The sequence below is a fragment of the Nocardioides sp. genome, from assembly GCF_036401255.1.
Lineage (GTDB): Bacteria > Actinomycetota > Actinomycetes > Propionibacteriales > Nocardioidaceae > Nocardioides.
This window is the reverse complement of sequence record NZ_DASWVI010000143.1, coordinates 1-15,422: the sequence shown is the minus strand read 5'-3', so window position 1 is coordinate 15,422 and position 15,422 is coordinate 1. Positions and strand designations below refer to the sequence as shown.

General features: G+C 69.9%; 20 protein-coding genes. 11 read left to right on the top strand and 9 right to left on the bottom strand.

Features of this window, described 5'->3' with window-relative positions:
- Positions 1 to 374, top strand: a 374-nt coding sequence (locus tag VGD85_RS06600; RefSeq protein ID WP_331062653.1) for a hypothetical protein, incomplete at its 5' end; no start/stop codon positions are given.
- On the opposite strand, the gene VGD85_RS06595 is transcribed toward VGD85_RS06600, so the two are convergent.
- Both VGD85_RS06595 and VGD85_RS06590 read right to left on the bottom strand, forming a co-directional pair.
- Positions 358 to 1,110, bottom strand: a complete 753-nt coding sequence (locus tag VGD85_RS06595; RefSeq protein ID WP_331062652.1) for a sulfite exporter TauE/SafE family protein — start codon at positions 1,108 to 1,110, stop codon at positions 358 to 360. The genes VGD85_RS06600 and VGD85_RS06595 overlap by 17 nt on opposite strands.
- Positions 1,111 to 1,390: 280 nt before the next feature.
- Positions 1,391 to 2,233 (bottom strand): ATP-binding protein, encoded by an 843-nt coding sequence (locus VGD85_RS06590; RefSeq protein WP_331062651.1) that lies wholly within the window; start codon positions 2,231 to 2,233, stop codon positions 1,391 to 1,393.
- A gap of 1,067 nt (positions 2,234 to 3,300) precedes the next feature.
- Here VGD85_RS06590 and VGD85_RS06585 point away from each other — a divergent pair.
- The 3 genes from VGD85_RS06585 to VGD85_RS06575 are packed head-to-tail and all read left to right on the top strand — an operon-like array spanning position 3,301 to position 4,539.
- Positions 3,301 to 3,636: a YnfA family protein gene (locus tag VGD85_RS06585; RefSeq protein WP_331062650.1), complete on the top strand. Its 336-nt coding sequence runs from the start codon at positions 3,301 to 3,303 to the stop codon at positions 3,634 to 3,636.
- 40 nt (positions 3,637 to 3,676) lie between these two features.
- Positions 3,677 to 3,997, top strand: a complete 321-nt coding sequence (locus tag VGD85_RS06580) for a thioredoxin family protein (RefSeq protein ID WP_331062649.1) — start codon at positions 3,677 to 3,679, stop codon at positions 3,995 to 3,997.
- A gap of 11 nt (positions 3,998 to 4,008) precedes the next feature.
- A complete protein-coding gene (locus VGD85_RS06575) occupies positions 4,009 to 4,539 on the top strand; it encodes a DinB family protein (protein WP_331062648.1) in 531 nt (176 codons plus the stop codon).
- Here the strand turns inward: VGD85_RS06575 and VGD85_RS06570 are convergent.
- Positions 4,517 to 5,857 (bottom strand): MFS transporter, encoded by a 1,341-nt coding sequence (locus VGD85_RS06570; RefSeq protein ID WP_331062647.1) that lies wholly within the window; start codon positions 5,855 to 5,857, stop codon positions 4,517 to 4,519. The genes VGD85_RS06575 and VGD85_RS06570 overlap by 23 nt on opposite strands.
- Positions 5,854 to 7,353, bottom strand: a complete 1,500-nt coding sequence (locus tag VGD85_RS06565; protein ID WP_331062646.1) for an FAD-dependent oxidoreductase — start codon at positions 7,351 to 7,353, stop codon at positions 5,854 to 5,856. Before VGD85_RS06565 ends, VGD85_RS06570 begins: the two co-directional genes overlap by 4 nt.
- A gap of 120 nt (positions 7,354 to 7,473) precedes the next feature.
- Here VGD85_RS06565 and VGD85_RS06560 point away from each other — a divergent pair, with 120 nt between their 5' ends.
- The 3 genes from VGD85_RS06560 to VGD85_RS06550 all read left to right on the top strand — a co-directional run bounded on the left by VGD85_RS06560 (position 7,474) and on the right by VGD85_RS06550 (position 9,463).
- Complete coding sequence (locus VGD85_RS06560) at positions 7,474 to 7,839, top strand: metalloregulator ArsR/SmtB family transcription factor (RefSeq protein ID WP_331062645.1); 366 nt, start codon at positions 7,474 to 7,476, stop codon at positions 7,837 to 7,839.
- Between the two features lie 216 nt (positions 7,840 to 8,055).
- Complete coding sequence (locus VGD85_RS06555; protein WP_331062644.1) at positions 8,056 to 8,658, top strand: FmdE family protein; 603 nt, start codon at positions 8,056 to 8,058, stop codon at positions 8,656 to 8,658.
- A gap of 49 nt (positions 8,659 to 8,707) precedes the next feature.
- The gene (locus VGD85_RS06550; protein WP_331062643.1) at positions 8,708 to 9,463 is read left to right on the top strand and encodes a sulfite exporter TauE/SafE family protein; all 756 of its coding nucleotides are present in this window, start codon (positions 8,708 to 8,710) and stop codon (positions 9,461 to 9,463) included.
- Between the two features lie 39 nt (positions 9,464 to 9,502).
- On the opposite strand, the gene VGD85_RS06545 is transcribed toward VGD85_RS06550, so the two are convergent.
- Entirely contained in the window at positions 9,503 to 9,709 is a 207-nt protein-coding gene (locus VGD85_RS06545; protein WP_331062642.1) for a hypothetical protein, read from the bottom strand.
- 39 nt (positions 9,710 to 9,748) lie between these two features.
- Positions 9,749 to 10,522 carry an OsmC family protein gene (locus VGD85_RS06540; protein ID WP_331062641.1) on the bottom strand — a complete coding sequence of 258 codons (774 nt, stop codon included), beginning with the start codon at positions 10,520 to 10,522 and terminating at the stop codon, positions 9,749 to 9,751.
- A gap of 166 nt (positions 10,523 to 10,688) precedes the next feature.
- Here VGD85_RS06540 and VGD85_RS06535 point away from each other — a divergent pair, with 166 nt between their 5' ends.
- From VGD85_RS06535 to VGD85_RS06520, 4 genes are read left to right on the top strand one after another with little or no spacing between them, the layout of a single operon-like run.
- Positions 10,689 to 11,012, top strand: a complete 324-nt coding sequence (locus VGD85_RS06535) for a metalloregulator ArsR/SmtB family transcription factor (protein ID WP_331062640.1) — start codon at positions 10,689 to 10,691, stop codon at positions 11,010 to 11,012.
- A complete protein-coding gene (locus tag VGD85_RS06530) occupies positions 11,009 to 12,052 on the top strand; it encodes a permease (RefSeq protein WP_331062639.1) in 1,044 nt (347 codons plus the stop codon). The genes VGD85_RS06535 and VGD85_RS06530 overlap by 4 nt, the downstream gene beginning before the upstream one ends.
- Before the next feature lie 40 nt (positions 12,053 to 12,092).
- Complete coding sequence (locus VGD85_RS06525) at positions 12,093 to 12,332, top strand: thioredoxin family protein (protein WP_331062638.1); 240 nt, start codon at positions 12,093 to 12,095, stop codon at positions 12,330 to 12,332.
- 22 nt (positions 12,333 to 12,354) lie between these two features.
- Positions 12,355 to 13,461 (top strand): ArsO family NAD(P)H-dependent flavin-containing monooxygenase, encoded by a 1,107-nt coding sequence (locus VGD85_RS06520; protein WP_331062637.1) that lies wholly within the window; start codon positions 12,355 to 12,357, stop codon positions 13,459 to 13,461.
- Between the two features lie 59 nt (positions 13,462 to 13,520).
- Here the strand turns inward: VGD85_RS06520 and VGD85_RS06515 are convergent, their stop codons facing one another.
- The 3 genes from VGD85_RS06515 to VGD85_RS06505 all read right to left on the bottom strand — a co-directional run.
- Positions 13,521 to 13,934 (bottom strand): arsenate reductase ArsC, encoded by a 414-nt coding sequence (locus VGD85_RS06515; RefSeq protein ID WP_331062636.1) that lies wholly within the window; start codon positions 13,932 to 13,934, stop codon positions 13,521 to 13,523.
- Between the two features lie 42 nt (positions 13,935 to 13,976).
- Positions 13,977 to 14,558, bottom strand: coding sequence for an arsenate reductase ArsC (locus tag VGD85_RS06510; RefSeq protein ID WP_331062635.1), 582 nt, complete (start codon positions 14,556 to 14,558; stop codon positions 13,977 to 13,979).
- 49 nt (positions 14,559 to 14,607) lie between these two features.
- Positions 14,608 to 15,422, bottom strand: an 815-nt coding sequence (locus VGD85_RS06505) for an ArsA-related P-loop ATPase (RefSeq protein ID WP_331062634.1), incomplete at its 5' end; no start/stop codon positions are given.

Genomic DNA, 15,422 nt, shown 5'->3' with positions numbered 1-15,422 from the left:
TGCTCCTGTGCAACGAGTCCTTCTCCTCGACCAACGAACGCGAGGCCGCGATCATCGGCGCCGAGGTGATCCACGGTCTCACCGACGCCGGGGTTCACGTCTGCCTCGTCACCCACGCCTACGAGCTCGCCGAACGCCTCCGGGTCGAGATCCCGACAGCCACATTCCTTCGGGCGGCTCGCCTCGAGGACGGCACCCGGAGCCACGAGATCGTCCCCGGCAAGCCCCTGCGAACCAGCTTCGGCGCCGACCTCTACGAGGAGATCTTCGGGGAACCGCTCACCACCGCGCCGTCCTGCCCGCCCTCGCCGGCGGCATCGGATGCTCGAGGCGGATGCCAAGCGGATCGGTGCCGTCCTAGTCGGAAAGGGTGAGCAGCAGCTTCACCGCGGCGACGACGAGGACGAGGGCCAGTAAGCGGTAGATGTTCTTCGTGGCTGTGGTTCGAGATCCGTAGAGGGAGCCGAGATAGCCACCGACCAGGGCAGTCGGCAGCCAAACCGCCATGGACGCCAAGGGGATCGAGGCTAGGGTGCCGAGCTGTCCGGCGAGGCCCGCGGCCGAGTTGACGAGGATGAACACGGCAGCCACCCCGGAGGCCTTGCGGGTCGAGCACCAGCCGTTGAAGAGCAGCAGGGGGCTGAGGAAGATGCCCCCACCGATCCCGGTCAGGCCGGCGAGCAGGCCCAAGCCGCCCCCGGACGCCAGAGCCGGCGCGATGGGCGGCTTCAGGTCCGGGTCGTCGTGGGGAACCGACCTGGGCGAGAACAGGTAATACGCGGAATAGAGCAGCACCGCCGCCAGGAGAGGCTTGTAGATGAGCCCTGGGACGTCCATGCGCCCACCGAGGTACGCCGCGGGAATCGCGGTGGCTGCGAAGGGCCACAGGGCGCGGAAGGAGAACGCGCCTCGGCGGATGTATGCGATCGCCCCGATGGAGGCGACGCCAATGTTGAGAACGAGCGCCGCAGGACGCATCACGTCTGTTGAGACGGCAAACAGGGCCATCACCGCCAGGTAGCCGGAGCCGCCACCGTGACCGACCGACGAGTACAGGATTGCCGAGAGAAGCACGAACACCCCAATCATGAGGGCGAGGTCGAGCTCCATCGGTCAGTCGAGGGTGAGGGTGAGGGGCTGCATCACGGATGCAGCGTACGGCCCCACCTCCGTGACTCTGAGGGACGCGGTCGCGCCTCTGTCACACCTCGGGACCGACCAGGCCGCATGGCGCACTACTGGTCCTGACTCACGGGCCGCAATCACGGTGTTGTGCACCGACACCCTTCCGCGCCCCGAGCGACCTGGGATGGGAGGGGACACTCGTCGAGGTCGGGCGTGGTCACGGCGCCGTGGGCAACTGTCGAGAGACTGATCGGTCGACCGATGATCACGCCGGCTCGAGCATGAACCACACGGTCATCCCGACGGCGTCCAGTTCCGAGCCCCACCTCGTCGAGAGCGCGTCCACGAGCTGAAGCCCACGACCGTGCACGGCCAGCGGATCCACGGTGACGTTGCTGAGACCGGCGACGACGCTGGAGCCCTCGTCGCGAACGGTCGTGGTGAGTACGCCGCGGTCGAGCACGACCCGCACCTCGCAGCCGGCGTCGGTGTGGATGATCGCGTTGGTGACCAGCTCGCTCAGGCACAGGACCGCGTTGTCGACGGTGTCCTGGTCAACGCCCCAGGCCCAAAGGGTGCTCCGCAGGAAGTGGCGTGCGGGGGCGACCGCCCGAGGATCCGCGGCGACGGAGTACGTGGCAGCGAGCCCACCGTGCGGCACGGGCGCGCCCTCGAGGGATCGGCTGGCGTGGGTGGTGGCGCGCTGGACCCGGCGCAGATCGGCGCCCAGTCTCCCCGCGAGAGCGTCCAGCTCAGTGAGTTGGGGGCCGTCGAAGCGTTGGGGCGTGTCGTAGAACAGCGCGTATCCGCCCTGGACGTGGCCGGCTGCGAAGATCGGGATGGATGCGAGCGCGCGGGTCTTCGGGCTCTGGCGTCCCGTGAATGCGGGATAGCGGGCGGCGAGGTCGTCCATCGACCCCGCGACCGCCTCGCCGGTGCGCACGGAGTGGTTCAGCGGGACGTCCTCGTAGGCGTCGACCTCGCACCAGTCAACGCTGCGTTCGTTGTCGCGGTCGCTCGCGCTGAAGAGCAGCCGTCGTCCACCACCTTCGGCGAGGGCCAGCCCCACCCGATGGACCGCCGACACCTGACCGAGCTGCGCGAGCACTGATCGCACCCACGTGTCCGCGTCAGGGACCGGTCTGCTCGCGACCGTGTGTCCCACCTCGTCAGGATAAGTCCGTGCGTACCTCATGGAGGAGGCCCCGCGATCAACAGCCGATGCGCAGTCATCTTCGCCGTCGTGATGGTGGACTCGGCCAACTGGCAACACCCGAACCGTCCGCTCATGGCGCGATCAGCCGGCTGGGAGCGACGGATCTCGGCAGGGCAGTCCTTCCTGCGCGTATGTGCCGGCTGTGCCGATCCAAGCTCAGACCCGGCGCCACTGTCCCCCGCAGGCTGTTCCCAGATGGTGCGCGCACCGCCGCGACCTACAGCCTGCGGCGGGGGACCAGTGGCCCAGATGTCGAGAACGTGCGCGGCCACGCGAGCCCTACACGATGCGCAGGCGCGACCCCACGGCTGGCGTGACTCCGAGCACGAGGTTGCGAGCCTTGTAGCTCCTTCTCGCGCTCGCGCGTACCCGGCCAAAACCGGCCATGACGCCTCCGTGGGTTCTCGGCGCTCGGTGAAGTGACAGCGAGAGTCCCTCTGACACAAGGAAATTCGTGTGGTGGGCCCCGTCGGGCTCGAACCGACGACCGGCGGATTAAAAGGGCGGACCCATACCCCCTTGATTGGCGAATTCCATTGTCCCTCAGGCCCTTCCTGAACCGCTAGCGTCCCCCCAGGACTGGCTTTGACCGCGTGTACCCGGCCAATATCCGGCCATCGCTGGTTCATCCGGAACCCGCACACGCGCGTCGGCGCAGGCCATTATCGCTGTGTCTTCGATCTCCTGCGTGTCCTGCATGTGCGCGCGCGTTCCTCGCACTCCCCGTCCTCGTTGGCGGTCGTGTTCGCCGACAGGCAAAGGGCACGAGAGGAGCCCGACCCAGTGCCTGGCCCTCGAGGCGACTGGCCGGTCCCCTCGCCTGCTCAGTCGGCTCTCTTGCATCGGGTCATCGACCAGGCCTTGGCCGTCGGGTCCGAGCTCGTGGACCGAAGTCGATCACGGAAGTCGGAGTCTGCGATCGCGGATCGCTTGACCGAACCGCTGACAGGATGGCGCTCGTGGACATCCTGAGGTCTGTCGCCCTGTTCGTGACTGCCGCGATCGCTGAGATAGGTGGCGCGTGGCTCGTATGGCAGGGCGTGCGCGAACACAAGGGCTGGGTCTGGATGGGCTGCGGGATCATCGCGCTCGGTCTGTACGGCTTCGTCGCGACGCTGCAGCCAGACCCTCATTTCGGCCGCATCCTCGCCGCGTACGGTGGCGTGTTCGTTGCGGGTTCACTGGCATGGGGAATGGGGTTCGACCGATTCCGTCCCGACCGGTACGACATCGCCGGGGCAGTCATCTGCCTCGTCGGCGTTGCCGTGATCATGTACTCGCCCCGCACCGGGTAGCCGCACAGCGGCGGGTCGGTGGCTGAGGGAGAATGAGCGGGTGCGTGTGCACGTCACCCTGGGCTACTTCGATGGCTGCCCGAGCTGGCAGACGGCCTTGGCGAACCTCGAAGTCGCCGCCGCGCGGATCGGTGCCGACATCGAGGTCGAACTGGAAAGCGTGGAGACTCTCGAGGACGCGGAGCGCTTGGGCTTCACCGGCTCCCCGACGCTCCTGCTGGATGGCACTGACCCGTTCGCGGTTCCGGGGACTGGGCCGGCGCTGGCTTGCCGGGTCTATGCCACACCGGCCGAGTTTGCGGCCTCGCCCACCGTCGACCAGCTCGCGTCCGTCTTGGGCGCACACGAGCGAAGCCACTGACGATGGCTGTGGTGCCCACGGTCGACCGCCAAGGCATCGCCGCTGAGCTCGAGTGGGCTCGCCGGGACCTGCACGACCTCCTAGCGAAAGCCACACCGGCGCTACTGCGCCGGCGGAGCAACGGCACTCGCTGGACCAACGAACAGCTGCTCTTCCACATGGTCTTCGGGTTCCTCGTCGTGCGCCGGCTGCTGCCGCTGGTGCGCCTGGTCAGCCGGCTTCCGGCGCCGTTCGGGCGGGGTTTCGCGGCCCTGCTGGACGCGGGCCGGGTCCCGTTCCACTGGGTCAACTACCTCGGCTCGTGCGGCGGCGCGCTGGTCTTCGACGACGGACGGATGGGCGGGTTGTGTGACCGGACCATCGCCGCCCTGGTTGCGCGCCTCGAGCGCGAGACGGAGGAGCGCCTGGCCTGCGGGATGCCTTTCCCGACGAGCTGGGATCCATACTTCACGCCGTTGATGACGCTCGAGGACGTCTACCGCTATCCCGTGCTGCACTACCGCCATCACCGCGCCCAGCTCACCCTCGAAGCCTCGGGCTGACCGCGCCCGTGCTTGAGAGCGGCTGGGGGGCGGGGGCGCCGCGGAGCAGGCTGACGGCCGCCACGACGCAGAGCCCGCCGACGGCAAGCAGGACGATGGTGTATGTCCCGGTCGCGGTGCGGGCCACTCCGGCGACGACGGGGCCGAGCGTCGTCGCGAGGGTGATGAGGAGCACCATGAGCCCGCTGGTCGTCGCGTAGCCCGTGACCCCGAAGGTGCCTGCGAGCAGGGCGGGTCGCGCGACGGTGCCGACGCCGAAACCGATGCCGAAGAGGAGCACGAAGGCGAGTGCACCGGCCTGGGACGACCCGGCGAGAGCGAGGACGAGAACGCTGCTGCCCTGGATGGCGAACATCGCGGCCGTCACCCTCGCAACCGGCACGGCTCGGGCCGCGCCGGTCAGCACGAGTCGCCCGGTGACCGAGAGCGCCCCGAGTGCTCCGGTGGCTGTCGCGGCGAATCCGGGCGTGTGTCCCTGCTCGCGGAGGAAGGGGACGAGATGAACCGCGACGATGATGACGGCTGCGGACTGGCTGGCGAACGCGGCGGTATACCAGCGGAAGGCCGGTTGCCGGGCCGCCCACGACGCCGTGGCCCGAAGCCCGGGTCGTGGGTCCTCCGGGGGATGCGCCTGTTGCCGGCGGGCGGGTGGGGTCGCCGCGCCGTCGGCACCGTCGGGGTGGACGCCGAGGTCCCCGGGGTCCCGGCGCAGGACCAGCCAGTGGGGGAGCGCCGTGAGGACGGCCAGTGCGGCGGCCAGCACGAGCAGCGCGTCACGCCACCCGAGTGCCTCGGCCAGGGCGTTGGAGGTGGGCAGCGCGATCGTGGAGGCGAACCCGGCGACCAGGGTCACGGCGAGGAGGGCGTTCGCGCGTTGGCGGTCGAACCAGCGGATGATGACGGCGAAGGCGGGCTCGTAGAGCACGGTCGCGCGGGCCAGGCCGATGCCGGCGAACACGAGGTACAGGCCCGCCGCGGTCTGCACCTGGGACCAGGCGGCGACGAGCAGGGCAGACACGGCCGCGCCGGCCGTCATCAGTCCTCGAGGCCCGCGGACGTCGAGCCAGCGGCCGACCCAGACTCCGGCGACCCCGGTCATGAGCACCGCGACGGAGAACGCTCCCGTCAGCTGGGCTGATGACAGGCCGAGCTCTGCGCCCATCGGGACCTGGAACACCGCGAACGCGTAGTAGAGCACGCCCCAGCTGACCGTCTCCGTGAAGGCGAGGACCGCGACGATCCGCCAGCCGTGGAAGACGGGCGACCGTCGCCCGGGCCGTCGAGGCGCCGGGCGACGGTCCTGGGTGACCTCGGTCATCCGCAGCAGGCGCTGGCGCGCTGCTCCCGGACCTCGATCAGCGGCAGGCCTCGGGTCTCTGGGTCACCGCTACGACCGTTGGGCACGCCGGTGGCGAAGCCGACCCGCAGGGTCTGCAGCTCGAGCGGGTCCACCGCTGCTGGGGCCGAGCCGCAGCATCCCTCGTCGGGGGTGGCTCCGGCCTCGACCTCGTCGTCGGTCAGGGCGTTGCTCGAGGAGCAGACACCGGTCTCGGGCAGGACGAGCTGGACCTCGTCCGCGACCGCGTCGTCCCCGGCGAGGTGGGCGACGATGGAGCGGACCTGCTCGTTGCCCGTCGTGATGAGGAAGGTCGGGGCCCGGCCGTAGGACTTCATCCCGACGACGAAGAAGCCGGGCTCGGCCTCGTGGGCGAGCTCGCGCCAGCCGTGCGGGCGGACCGTGCCGCACGAGTGGGACTCCGGGTCGATGAGCGGACCGAGCTCGCGCGGGCTCTGCAGGCCGGGGTCGAGATCGAGTCGCAGCTCGGAGAGCATGGCGACGTCGGGGCGGAACCCGGTCGCGGCCGCGACGTTGTGCACGCCGGCGATCTCGCGGACGCCGTCGGGGGTGTCGCCCAGGACGGTCACGGTGCGCCCGTCGGGGGCGATCCGCAGCTCGCGGGTCGAAAACCCGGCGACGTGCTCGAGCGCTCCGGTCGTGACGAGGTCGGCGAGGTCGGAGCCGAGCCGGCCGCGGTCGGGCAGCTGGTCTGCGGTCCCACCACCGAAGACGCGGCGCGCGCTCTGCCCACGGATGGCCCAGACGATCCGGGTGCCGGGCACCTCGCGGGCCAGCTGGGCCAGCGCTACGAGGGTGTTCGCGGCCGAGTGGCCCATGCCGACGACGAGGGTGGTGCGCCCGGCGAACCGGCCGCGGTCGGCGCCGAGCACGTCGGGCAGCGGGCCGACGAGGAAGCCCTGCTCCGCGGCCTGACCCTCTCCGAGAGCGGGCAGGCCCGAGGCGCCGAGCGGGTTCGAGTGCCCCCACGTGCCCGACGCGTCGATGACGGCCCGCGCGCGCAGGTCCTCCACGTTTCCGTTCCCGCGCTGGACGCGCACCACGAAGGCACGCTCTGCGCGCCCCCGGGTCCGCGAGCGGTCGAGACCCTCTCGGGAGACCGCGAGGACCCGGGTCCGGGTCTGCACCGAGTCCGCCAGCACTGCGGCCAGCGGCTCGAGATACTGCTCGACGATCTCACCGCCGGTGGGGGACTGGCGCTGCGCCGGCCGGGTCCAGCCCGTCGGCTCGAGGAGACGCTCCGCGGCGGCGTCCACGATGTACTGCCACGGCGTGAAGGTGCGGATGTGGGCCCACTCAGCCATGGCCGAGCCGGCGTGGTCCCCGGCCTCCAGGACGGTGAAGGGCAGGCGTCGCTCGGCGAGATGGGCCGCGGCGGCCAGACCGACGGGGCCGGCGCCGATGACGACGACGGGCAGGTCGAAGCCAGTGGTGGCTGCGAGAGGTGAAGTGGCCATGGTGGATCTCCTCGTGAGAGCTCGTTGATTCGATGGACATCGAATCAGATCTTCGAGACTCAGGGAAGCGTTTATTCGAAGAATCTCGAAATATCTGCCCGGGCAACGTAGGATCAGCGCATGACAGCGACGACGACCGAGCCGCAGGCCGGCGCACCATCGCTGACGGTGTCCGGCTGTTGCGCGCCGGCGGCGTCAGGGGTGGCCGATGACTCGGCGCAGGCACTTGCCGCGATGTTCAAGGCGCTGGCCGATCCGGCCCGGGTGAAGATCGTGTCGATGCTGCTCAACGCCGACGAGGTGTGCGCGTGTGACGTCTCGGCGTTGATCGGCAAGAGTGCCGCCACGACGAGCCATCACCTCAAGCTGTTGCGCGCGGCCGGCCTGGTCCGGAGCGAGCGGCGCGGGACCTGGGTGTACTACACCGTCGTGCCCGAGCGGCTGCAGGCCATCGCCGCCGCCGTCCAGCCAGTGCCCGGTCGTTGAGCTCCTCTCGCGACGATCTCACCATCACTGAAGATGCGGGTGTATGCCGCGGGGCGGGGCTCCGGGACGATGCCTGGGCTCATGGTGGGCGGGACGGGGAGGGACTTACGCCCCTAGGCACCTCGCTGGCCCGCGCGCGACGCTTCAGGTGGTGTCCAGGCCGCGCGGCGACAGCGCGGGCGCCGCTGGATGCAGCAGAGATGAGGAGTGCTCCGCATGAATGATCTTCAGGTCCTGACCGATGCCCTCGCGTTCCACGGACACCGTTGCTGGGCCAGCGTCGTCGGCGTGCGCACCGGTTTGGCCGCACTGCGGACGCTGGCGGTGAAGCGTTCGGGCGGTACGCAGCTGTACGCGATCGTCGAGACCGGCGAGGAGCACGGTGCGATGTGCTTCGCGGATGGGCTGCAGTTCACGACCGGCTGCACCTTCGGCAAGGGAAACCTCCGCAAGGACCCGCTGGGCAAGCTCGCCGTGACCCTCATCGACAAGGACAGCGACCGGGCCGTGCGGATCTCCTACAAGCCGACGCTGGCCGGTCAGATCACGTCGTCCGCCTTCATGGAGCAGCGGGCCGCCGGCGTGCAACCCGACGAGATCCCCGAGGCCGACCAGCTGGCGCTCGTCGACCTGGTGTGGAACGCGCCGGAGTCGGACATCGTGACGATCGGCGAGGTCTTCACATACGTGCAGAACTGGCTGCCGGAGGTGATGGGCTTCACCCCGTGCGAGTCGTGCGGTGAGCTCGTGGCCTTCGCTTACGTGCGCCTGGCCGGCAAGAGGAAGCTGTGCATTCCCTGCTCGGGCTATGACCGGTAGGCAGCCGAGCCGGCAAGCCCTCGTCAGATAGCCAGGCGGCGGACCCCCGATGAGCACCACGGTCTATGTGGTCAGCGCCGTGCTGGTCTTCGTCTTCGCCGGGTTGATGGCCATGGCCGGGATCGGCGCCGCGTTCCTGTTCGTGCCGCTCTTCTTCTACCTGGGCGTGCCCCTGGCCCAGGCGACCCCCACCGCGTTGCTGCTCAACGTCGTCAGCCTGATGTTCGCGTCGGCCAACTACTGGCGCGGTCGGTTGATCAACTTCCGGATCGGGCTGCCGATGCTCGTCGTGGCCGTCGTGCTCTCACCGGTCGGGGCGCGACTGACGCCCCATGTCGACCAGCGACTGTTGCTCAGCCTGTTCGCCGGCTTCCTGGTCGTCGCTGGCGCGCTGATGCTGTTCTATCGGGCCAAGGCCCGCACGGAGCCGCTGGGCCGTGCGGCCGAGCTCGGTGCGGGTGTGGGTGTGGGCGGGGTGGCGGGCTTCCTGGGCGGACTGTTGGGCGTCGGTGGCGGGAACTTCATCCTGCCGGTGCTGAACTGGGCGGGCCTGCCGGCCAAGGTCGCGGCGGGGACGACGTCGCTCGTCGTCGTCTTCTCGTCACTGTCCGGCTTCCTGGGCCACGCCACACTGGGTGGGATCGACCCGGCCTTCATCGGGGTCACCGCGGTCGCTGCCGGGGCCGGGTCGATCATCGGATCGCAGGTGATGAAGACCAAGATGTCCAACGCCCAGCTGAAGAGGGTCATCGGCCTCGTGTTGTGGCTCATCGCGGCCAAGATGATCCTCGACCTGGTCACCTGAGAGCCCGCGCCATCCCTCGCCTGTCAGGCCCGGGGGAGGTCAGGACCAGGTGCTGCTCTTGACCCGGCCGTCGCTGGAAACCCAGCGGACGCTGTATGCCGTCCGCTCCTCCAGCGTCCACAGCTCGCCGCACTCGGGGCACTGCCACGTCGATCCCGCTGCGAGGTTGGGCTGCGCCATCGGGATGTCGAAACAGAGGCACGACTCCCGATGCCCCTCACTGTGGCCGTGCTGGTCTGCGCCCATACTCCGATGCTAGCTGCGGGCGGGGCGCCTACAGCTCGTTCAGCCCGAAGCTCGGCGGCTCCGTGCGGCCGCGACGGCGTCGGCGAGCTGGGGCAGGGAGGTCATCAGGTGGTCGCGGTCTGCGCCGGCTGCGGTGCGGCCGTCCGCGGTCCGCAGCACGGGCAGGGTCGCGTACCCGAGGCTCGCCAGTCGCTGGGCGGCCTCCGTGTCGACGGTCAGGTCGTGTACGAGCAGAGGAATGTCGAGCTCCTCGAGCCACCGCCTGAGCCCGGCGCACTTGCTGCAGCCGGAGCCGCAGAACATCTCCACCGCAGGAGTCGCCTTCTCGTCCAGTGCCTCTGTGGCTCCCGCGGCTGCCCTCGGCGTCGCCACGACCTCACCGTGTACGTCGCACGCGGAGGCGAGGGTGTTGTAGATGGTGCCGAACCGGCTGAGGTTCGAGTGCAGCAGCTTCACCCGGCGTTCTGGTTCGTCGGTCGTCACGCGCAGGACGTACGTCATCTCGACGAACTTCGGAGGGGTGTCCTGCCGACGGGCGGTCACCTCGACCTCGGCGTCGTCGTAGTCGAAGGACAGGAGGGCGCCGGCGCGGGCAAGGTTCTTCAGCAGGCAGGCCGCGAGCGAGCACGCCAACAGCTCGGCCGGCCCCGGCAGACCCTTGGACGGCGCGTTCCATCCGGCATCGAAGGGCACCGTGACCGTGGCCGCCTCGACGTGCGCATCGCCGCCGGCGACCGAACGGCCGTGGATCCGGTACGTCTGGGGCGCCGGGGTGCGGGAGCCACCGGGCTCAATGACGGATGTCTCGCTCATGAAGCCAATGTGGACCCTGCGCAGCCCAACTCCTAGGGCCGAATGTCCCGGCCGCGTGAAGGCTGAGGTGGGCGGGGGTCGATCCCCGAGGCGTGTGAGCAATCGCACCGAACGCGTGCTGGACGGGCGCCGTCCGGTGGGTAACAATTCAATGGTGATTGCATCAATGACTCTTGAGACGTGGGAGGATCGCGCAGCCCTGCTCGGGGTGGTGGCGGACCCGGTGCGGCTCCGTCTGCTCGAGCAGCTCGCCCACGCCGGGACGAGGTGCGTGTGCAACCTCCAGACGGACCCGCCGATCGCGGCCAACCTGCTCAGCTACCACCTGAGGGTGCTGCGCGAGGCTCGGTTGGTGACCGCGCAGAAGCGCGGCCGCTGGGTCGACTACACGCTCGCCGAGGACGCCCTCGACCGGCTTGCGCTGGCCCTGCCTCGCCCTGACTCCGTCGCCGTGGGCACAGGCTCCTGCCGGACTGGCGGGGCGACATGAGCGTCATCAGCGGGCCGCGGACCGACCGCGCTCTGTGGGCCAAGCTCGTCGGCGCCGCTGCCGCGTGGGCGGTCGCGTACTGGGCGAACGAGCCGCTGTGGACCTGGCTCGTCGGTGGCGTGGCGGGGCTCGATCTCGAGGGTCGGCTCGGCGCCGGGATCCACTTCTTCCTCTACGACACCGTCAAGATCTTTCTGCTCCTGACCGGGCTGATGTTCGTCATCGGGATGCTCCGCGCCAGCCTCGACCTCGACCGGGCCCGCACCTATCTCGAGGGCAAGGGCCTGTTCACGGGACTGGTCCTTGCGGTCGTGCTCGGTGTGGTCACGCCGTTCTGCTCGTGCAGCTCGATCCCGCTGTTCATCGGTTTCGTCGCCGCCGGCATCCCGCTGTCGATCACCCTGACCTTCCTGATCGCCTCGCCGCTGGTCAGTGAGATCGCCGCGATCATGATCGGGGACCAGTTCGGCTGGCACATCGCGGCCGCGTACGTCCTCGCGGGGTCCGCCATGGCGATCGCGATCGGGTGGGTCTTCTCGCGGTTCAAGCTCGACCGCTGGGTCGAGGACATGGTCTTCGCCACCAAGATCGGTCGCCTCCGGGCGGAAGGGCGCGTGCCGACCTGGGCCGAGCGGGTCGAGGCGGCGGTGGAGGAGTCCAAGGACGTCTTCACGACGGTCTGGAAGTGGGTCCTGGTCGGCGTCGGCATCGGCGCCGCGATCCACGGCTGGGTCCCGGAGGACTTCTTCGCCAGCTACGCCGGCCCCGACAACCCGTTCGCCGTCCTGGTCGCGGCCGTCGCGGGTGTCCCGCTCTACGTCAACGGCGCCGGCGTGGTTCCCATCGCCGAGGCCCTGTGGGCCAAGGGCATGTCCCTGGGCACGGTGATGGCCTTCACGATGAGCGCCATCGCCCTGTCGATCCCGCAGGCGATCATGCTGCGCCGGGTGCTCAAACCGCCGCTGCTGGCCCTCTTCTTCACCTCGGTCACCCTCGGCATCATCGCCATCGGCTACCTGTTCAACGCCCTCTTCCCCTGACCTGTAAGAACACCCGACCCCGCCTGTGAAAGGAAGCACCATGATCGTCAAGATCCTCGGGCCTGGCTGCGCCAACTGCCACAACCTCGAGAAGAACACCCGCACGGCCCTGGCTGACCTCGGCCTGGACGCCACCGTGGAGGCCGTCACCGACTATGGCGACATCGCGGGCTACGGGATCATGAAGACGCCCGGGCTCGTCGTCGACGAGGAGGTGCTCGTCTACGGGCGCGTCCCCAAGCCCGCCGAGATCGCCGAGCTGCTGTCCGCCCGAGCCTGACGCACCGCCGCAGGTCGACCGGGTGAGCGCTGACCACACGCTCGTCGACGTCGCCGTCGTCGGCGGTGGTCAGGCCGGGCTCGCCGTCAGCTACTACCTCCGGCGAGCCGGGCTCGCCCCAGGGACCGGCTACCTCGTCCTCGACGCCGAGGAACGCGGCGGCGGCGCCTGGCAACACGTCTGGCCATCCCTGACCCTGTTCTCACCGCCGGACTACTCGTCCCTGCCCGGCTGGCCCATGCCGCTCACCCCAGATGGATCACTCCCGTCGGCTCAGCACGTGGTCGACTACCTCGCGGCCTACGAGGCCCGGTACGAGATGCCCGTGCGTCGTCCCGTGCGCGTCCGCGCGGTCACCCGCGACGACGAGCTGGCCGGTCGACTACGGGTGGACTCGGCGGCGGGGACGTGGGCAGCGCGAGTGGTCGTCAGCGCCACCGGCACCTGGCGACGGCCGTTCGTGCCGCGCTACCCCGGCATGGAGCTGTTCGCGGGTCGGCAGCTGCACAGCACCGAGTACCGCGGCCCCGAAACCCTCGCCGGCCAGCGGGTCATCATCGTCGGCGGCGGCAACACAGCCGCCCAGCTCCTCGCGGAGCTCTTCCTCGTCGCGCGCACAACGTGGATGACGCTGCACCCGCCGCGCTTCCTGCCCGACGAGGTCGACGGCCGGGTCCTATTCCAACGGACCGCGGCCCGTCGCCGCGCCCTCGCTGCCGGCCAGCCCGACCCCGGCCCAACGGGCAGTCTCGGGGACATCGTCATGGTCCCCTCGGTTCGCGCGGCAAGGGACCGCGGAGTCCTCACCGCCCGGCCCATGTTCACCCGGTTGACCCGGCATGGTGTCATCGCCGAGGACGGTCAGGAAGTCGAGGCAGACGTCATCCTCTGGTGTACCGGCTTCCGACCCGACCTGGCGCACCTGGCGCCGCTGGGACTGCGCGGGCCTGACGGCAGAATCACGGTCAACGGCACGATGGCCGTGCGGGAGTCGCGACTGCACCTGGTCGGCTACGGCGACTGGGCCGGGCTGGCCTCCGCCACGCTCATCGGCGTCGGCCTCAACGCCCGCGCCGCCGTGGACGCGATCGTCGCTCAGCGGGGAGCATCCGCGTCGCCGCGACCCTGAGCCACGAGTGGGTGGGTCCTGCGGTGCGTATGCTGCCGGCCCGGGTCCGGGGGAGGCCCTCAGGCGACGGGGGCGACGTCCAGGGAGGCCATGAGCTCGAGGATGCGGCGCTTGATGTCGTCGCGGATGCGACGGACGGACTCGACGCCCTTGCCGGCAGGGTCCTCGAGCTCCCAGTCCTCGTAGCGCTTGCCGGGGAAGATGGGGCAAGTGTCGCCGCAGCCCATCGTGATGACGACGTCGGACTCCTTGACGGCCTCGGTCGTGAGGATCTTCGGGGTCTCGGCGGACATGTCGATACCCTCCTCGGCCATGGCCTCGACGGCGGAGGGGTTCACCTGGTCGGCGGGCTCGGACCCCGCCGAGCGGACCTCGATGGCCCCACCCGACAGGTGGTGGAGGTAGGCGGCGGCCATCTGCGAGCGGCCCGCGTTGTGGACGCAGACGAAGAGGACGGACGGCTTGTCGGACATGATCAAACTCCTGGGTCGGGTCGGGTGAGGTCGTGCGGTGGGTCAGATGTCGAGGTCGCGCAACAGCGCGGTGACGCGGCCCTGGATGTCATCACGGATGTCCCGGACCACATCGAGGGGCTGCCCGGCGGGATCGGCGACATCCCAGTCGAGGTAGCGCTTACCCGGGTAGATCGGGCAGGCGTCGCCGCAGCCCATCGTGACGATGACGTCGGCTGCCCGGACGACGCTGTCGCTCAACGGCTTCGGGTACGCCTCGGTCAGGTCGATGCCGCGCTCGCCCAAGACCGTGATGGTGCTGGGGTTGATCTCTCCGGTCGGTGCCGATCCCGCAGAGCGGACGTGCACCCGGCCCGCGGAGAGGTGCTCGGCCAGCGCGGCTGCCATCTGCGACCGGCCGGCGTTGTGGACGCAGACGAACAGGATCTCCGGGACCTGTTTGGCGATCCTGCCCTCGGCCTGTGCGGCCGCCTGGAGCTGCTCCTTGGCGTACCGCGCGCTGAGGATGGGCAGGTAGTCCGGGATCTTCGAGACGGCCTCGAACGACTCCCGGGCCTCTGCCACCGCGCGGGACACGGCCTCACGGGAGAAGACGCCTTGGTAGGAGTAGGCGAGCTCGTCCACGATCCTTTCCCAGACGGTCGATTTCCCGGGGGCTGGAGCGGGCGCGCAGTCACTCGGCATGGACGAGGTTCCCTTCGGGCGTGGGCTGGGTGAGCGCGGACAGGGCCGCCGTGCCGACGGGTTCGCGGGCGAGCATCGGCAGGATCGCCACCCGGTCGCAGAGCTCGGCGACTCGGCGCAGTGAGGGCTCTTCGGCGGCGGCGCGGGCCTGCAGGAACGGCGACAAGGGGGCGGCGGCCGTGAGGCTGTTGTTGACGACCCAGGCATAGGGGGTGATGCCCGCTCGGGCCAGGTCGGTCTGGAGCTCCTCGGCCTCGAGGACCGGGGTGGTCTCGGGGAGGGTGATGAGCACCACCTTGGTCTGGTGCGGGTCTTGGAGCCGCATCAGCGGGGTCGTGTACCGCAGGCCAGGGTTCGTGTGACGGACCACTTCGCGGTGGTAGGAGCCGGTGGCATCGAGCAGGAGCAGGGTGTGGCCGGTGGGCGCCGTGTCGAGGACGACGAACTGCTTGCGTGCCTTGAAGACCACCTGGGAGAACTGCTCGAACACGGCGACCTCGTCCGTGCACGGGGACTTCAGGTCCTCGGCGAGGACCGCGCGGCCGGCGTCGTCGAGACTGGCGCCCTTGCTGGCCATGACCCGCGCTCGGTAGCCGGAGATGGCCTGCTCGGGGTCGATGCGTGACACGGTCAGGTGCTCGACCTCCGTCTGCAGGGTGTCGGTCAGGTGTGCGGCCGGGTCCGTCGTCGTGAGCAGCACCTCGTGCCCGCGCTGTGCCAGCTCGAGCGCGACCGCGGCGGCGACGGTCGTCTTGCCCACTCCGCCCTTGCCCATGCACAGGACCAGGGCCGGTCCGTCGGCCT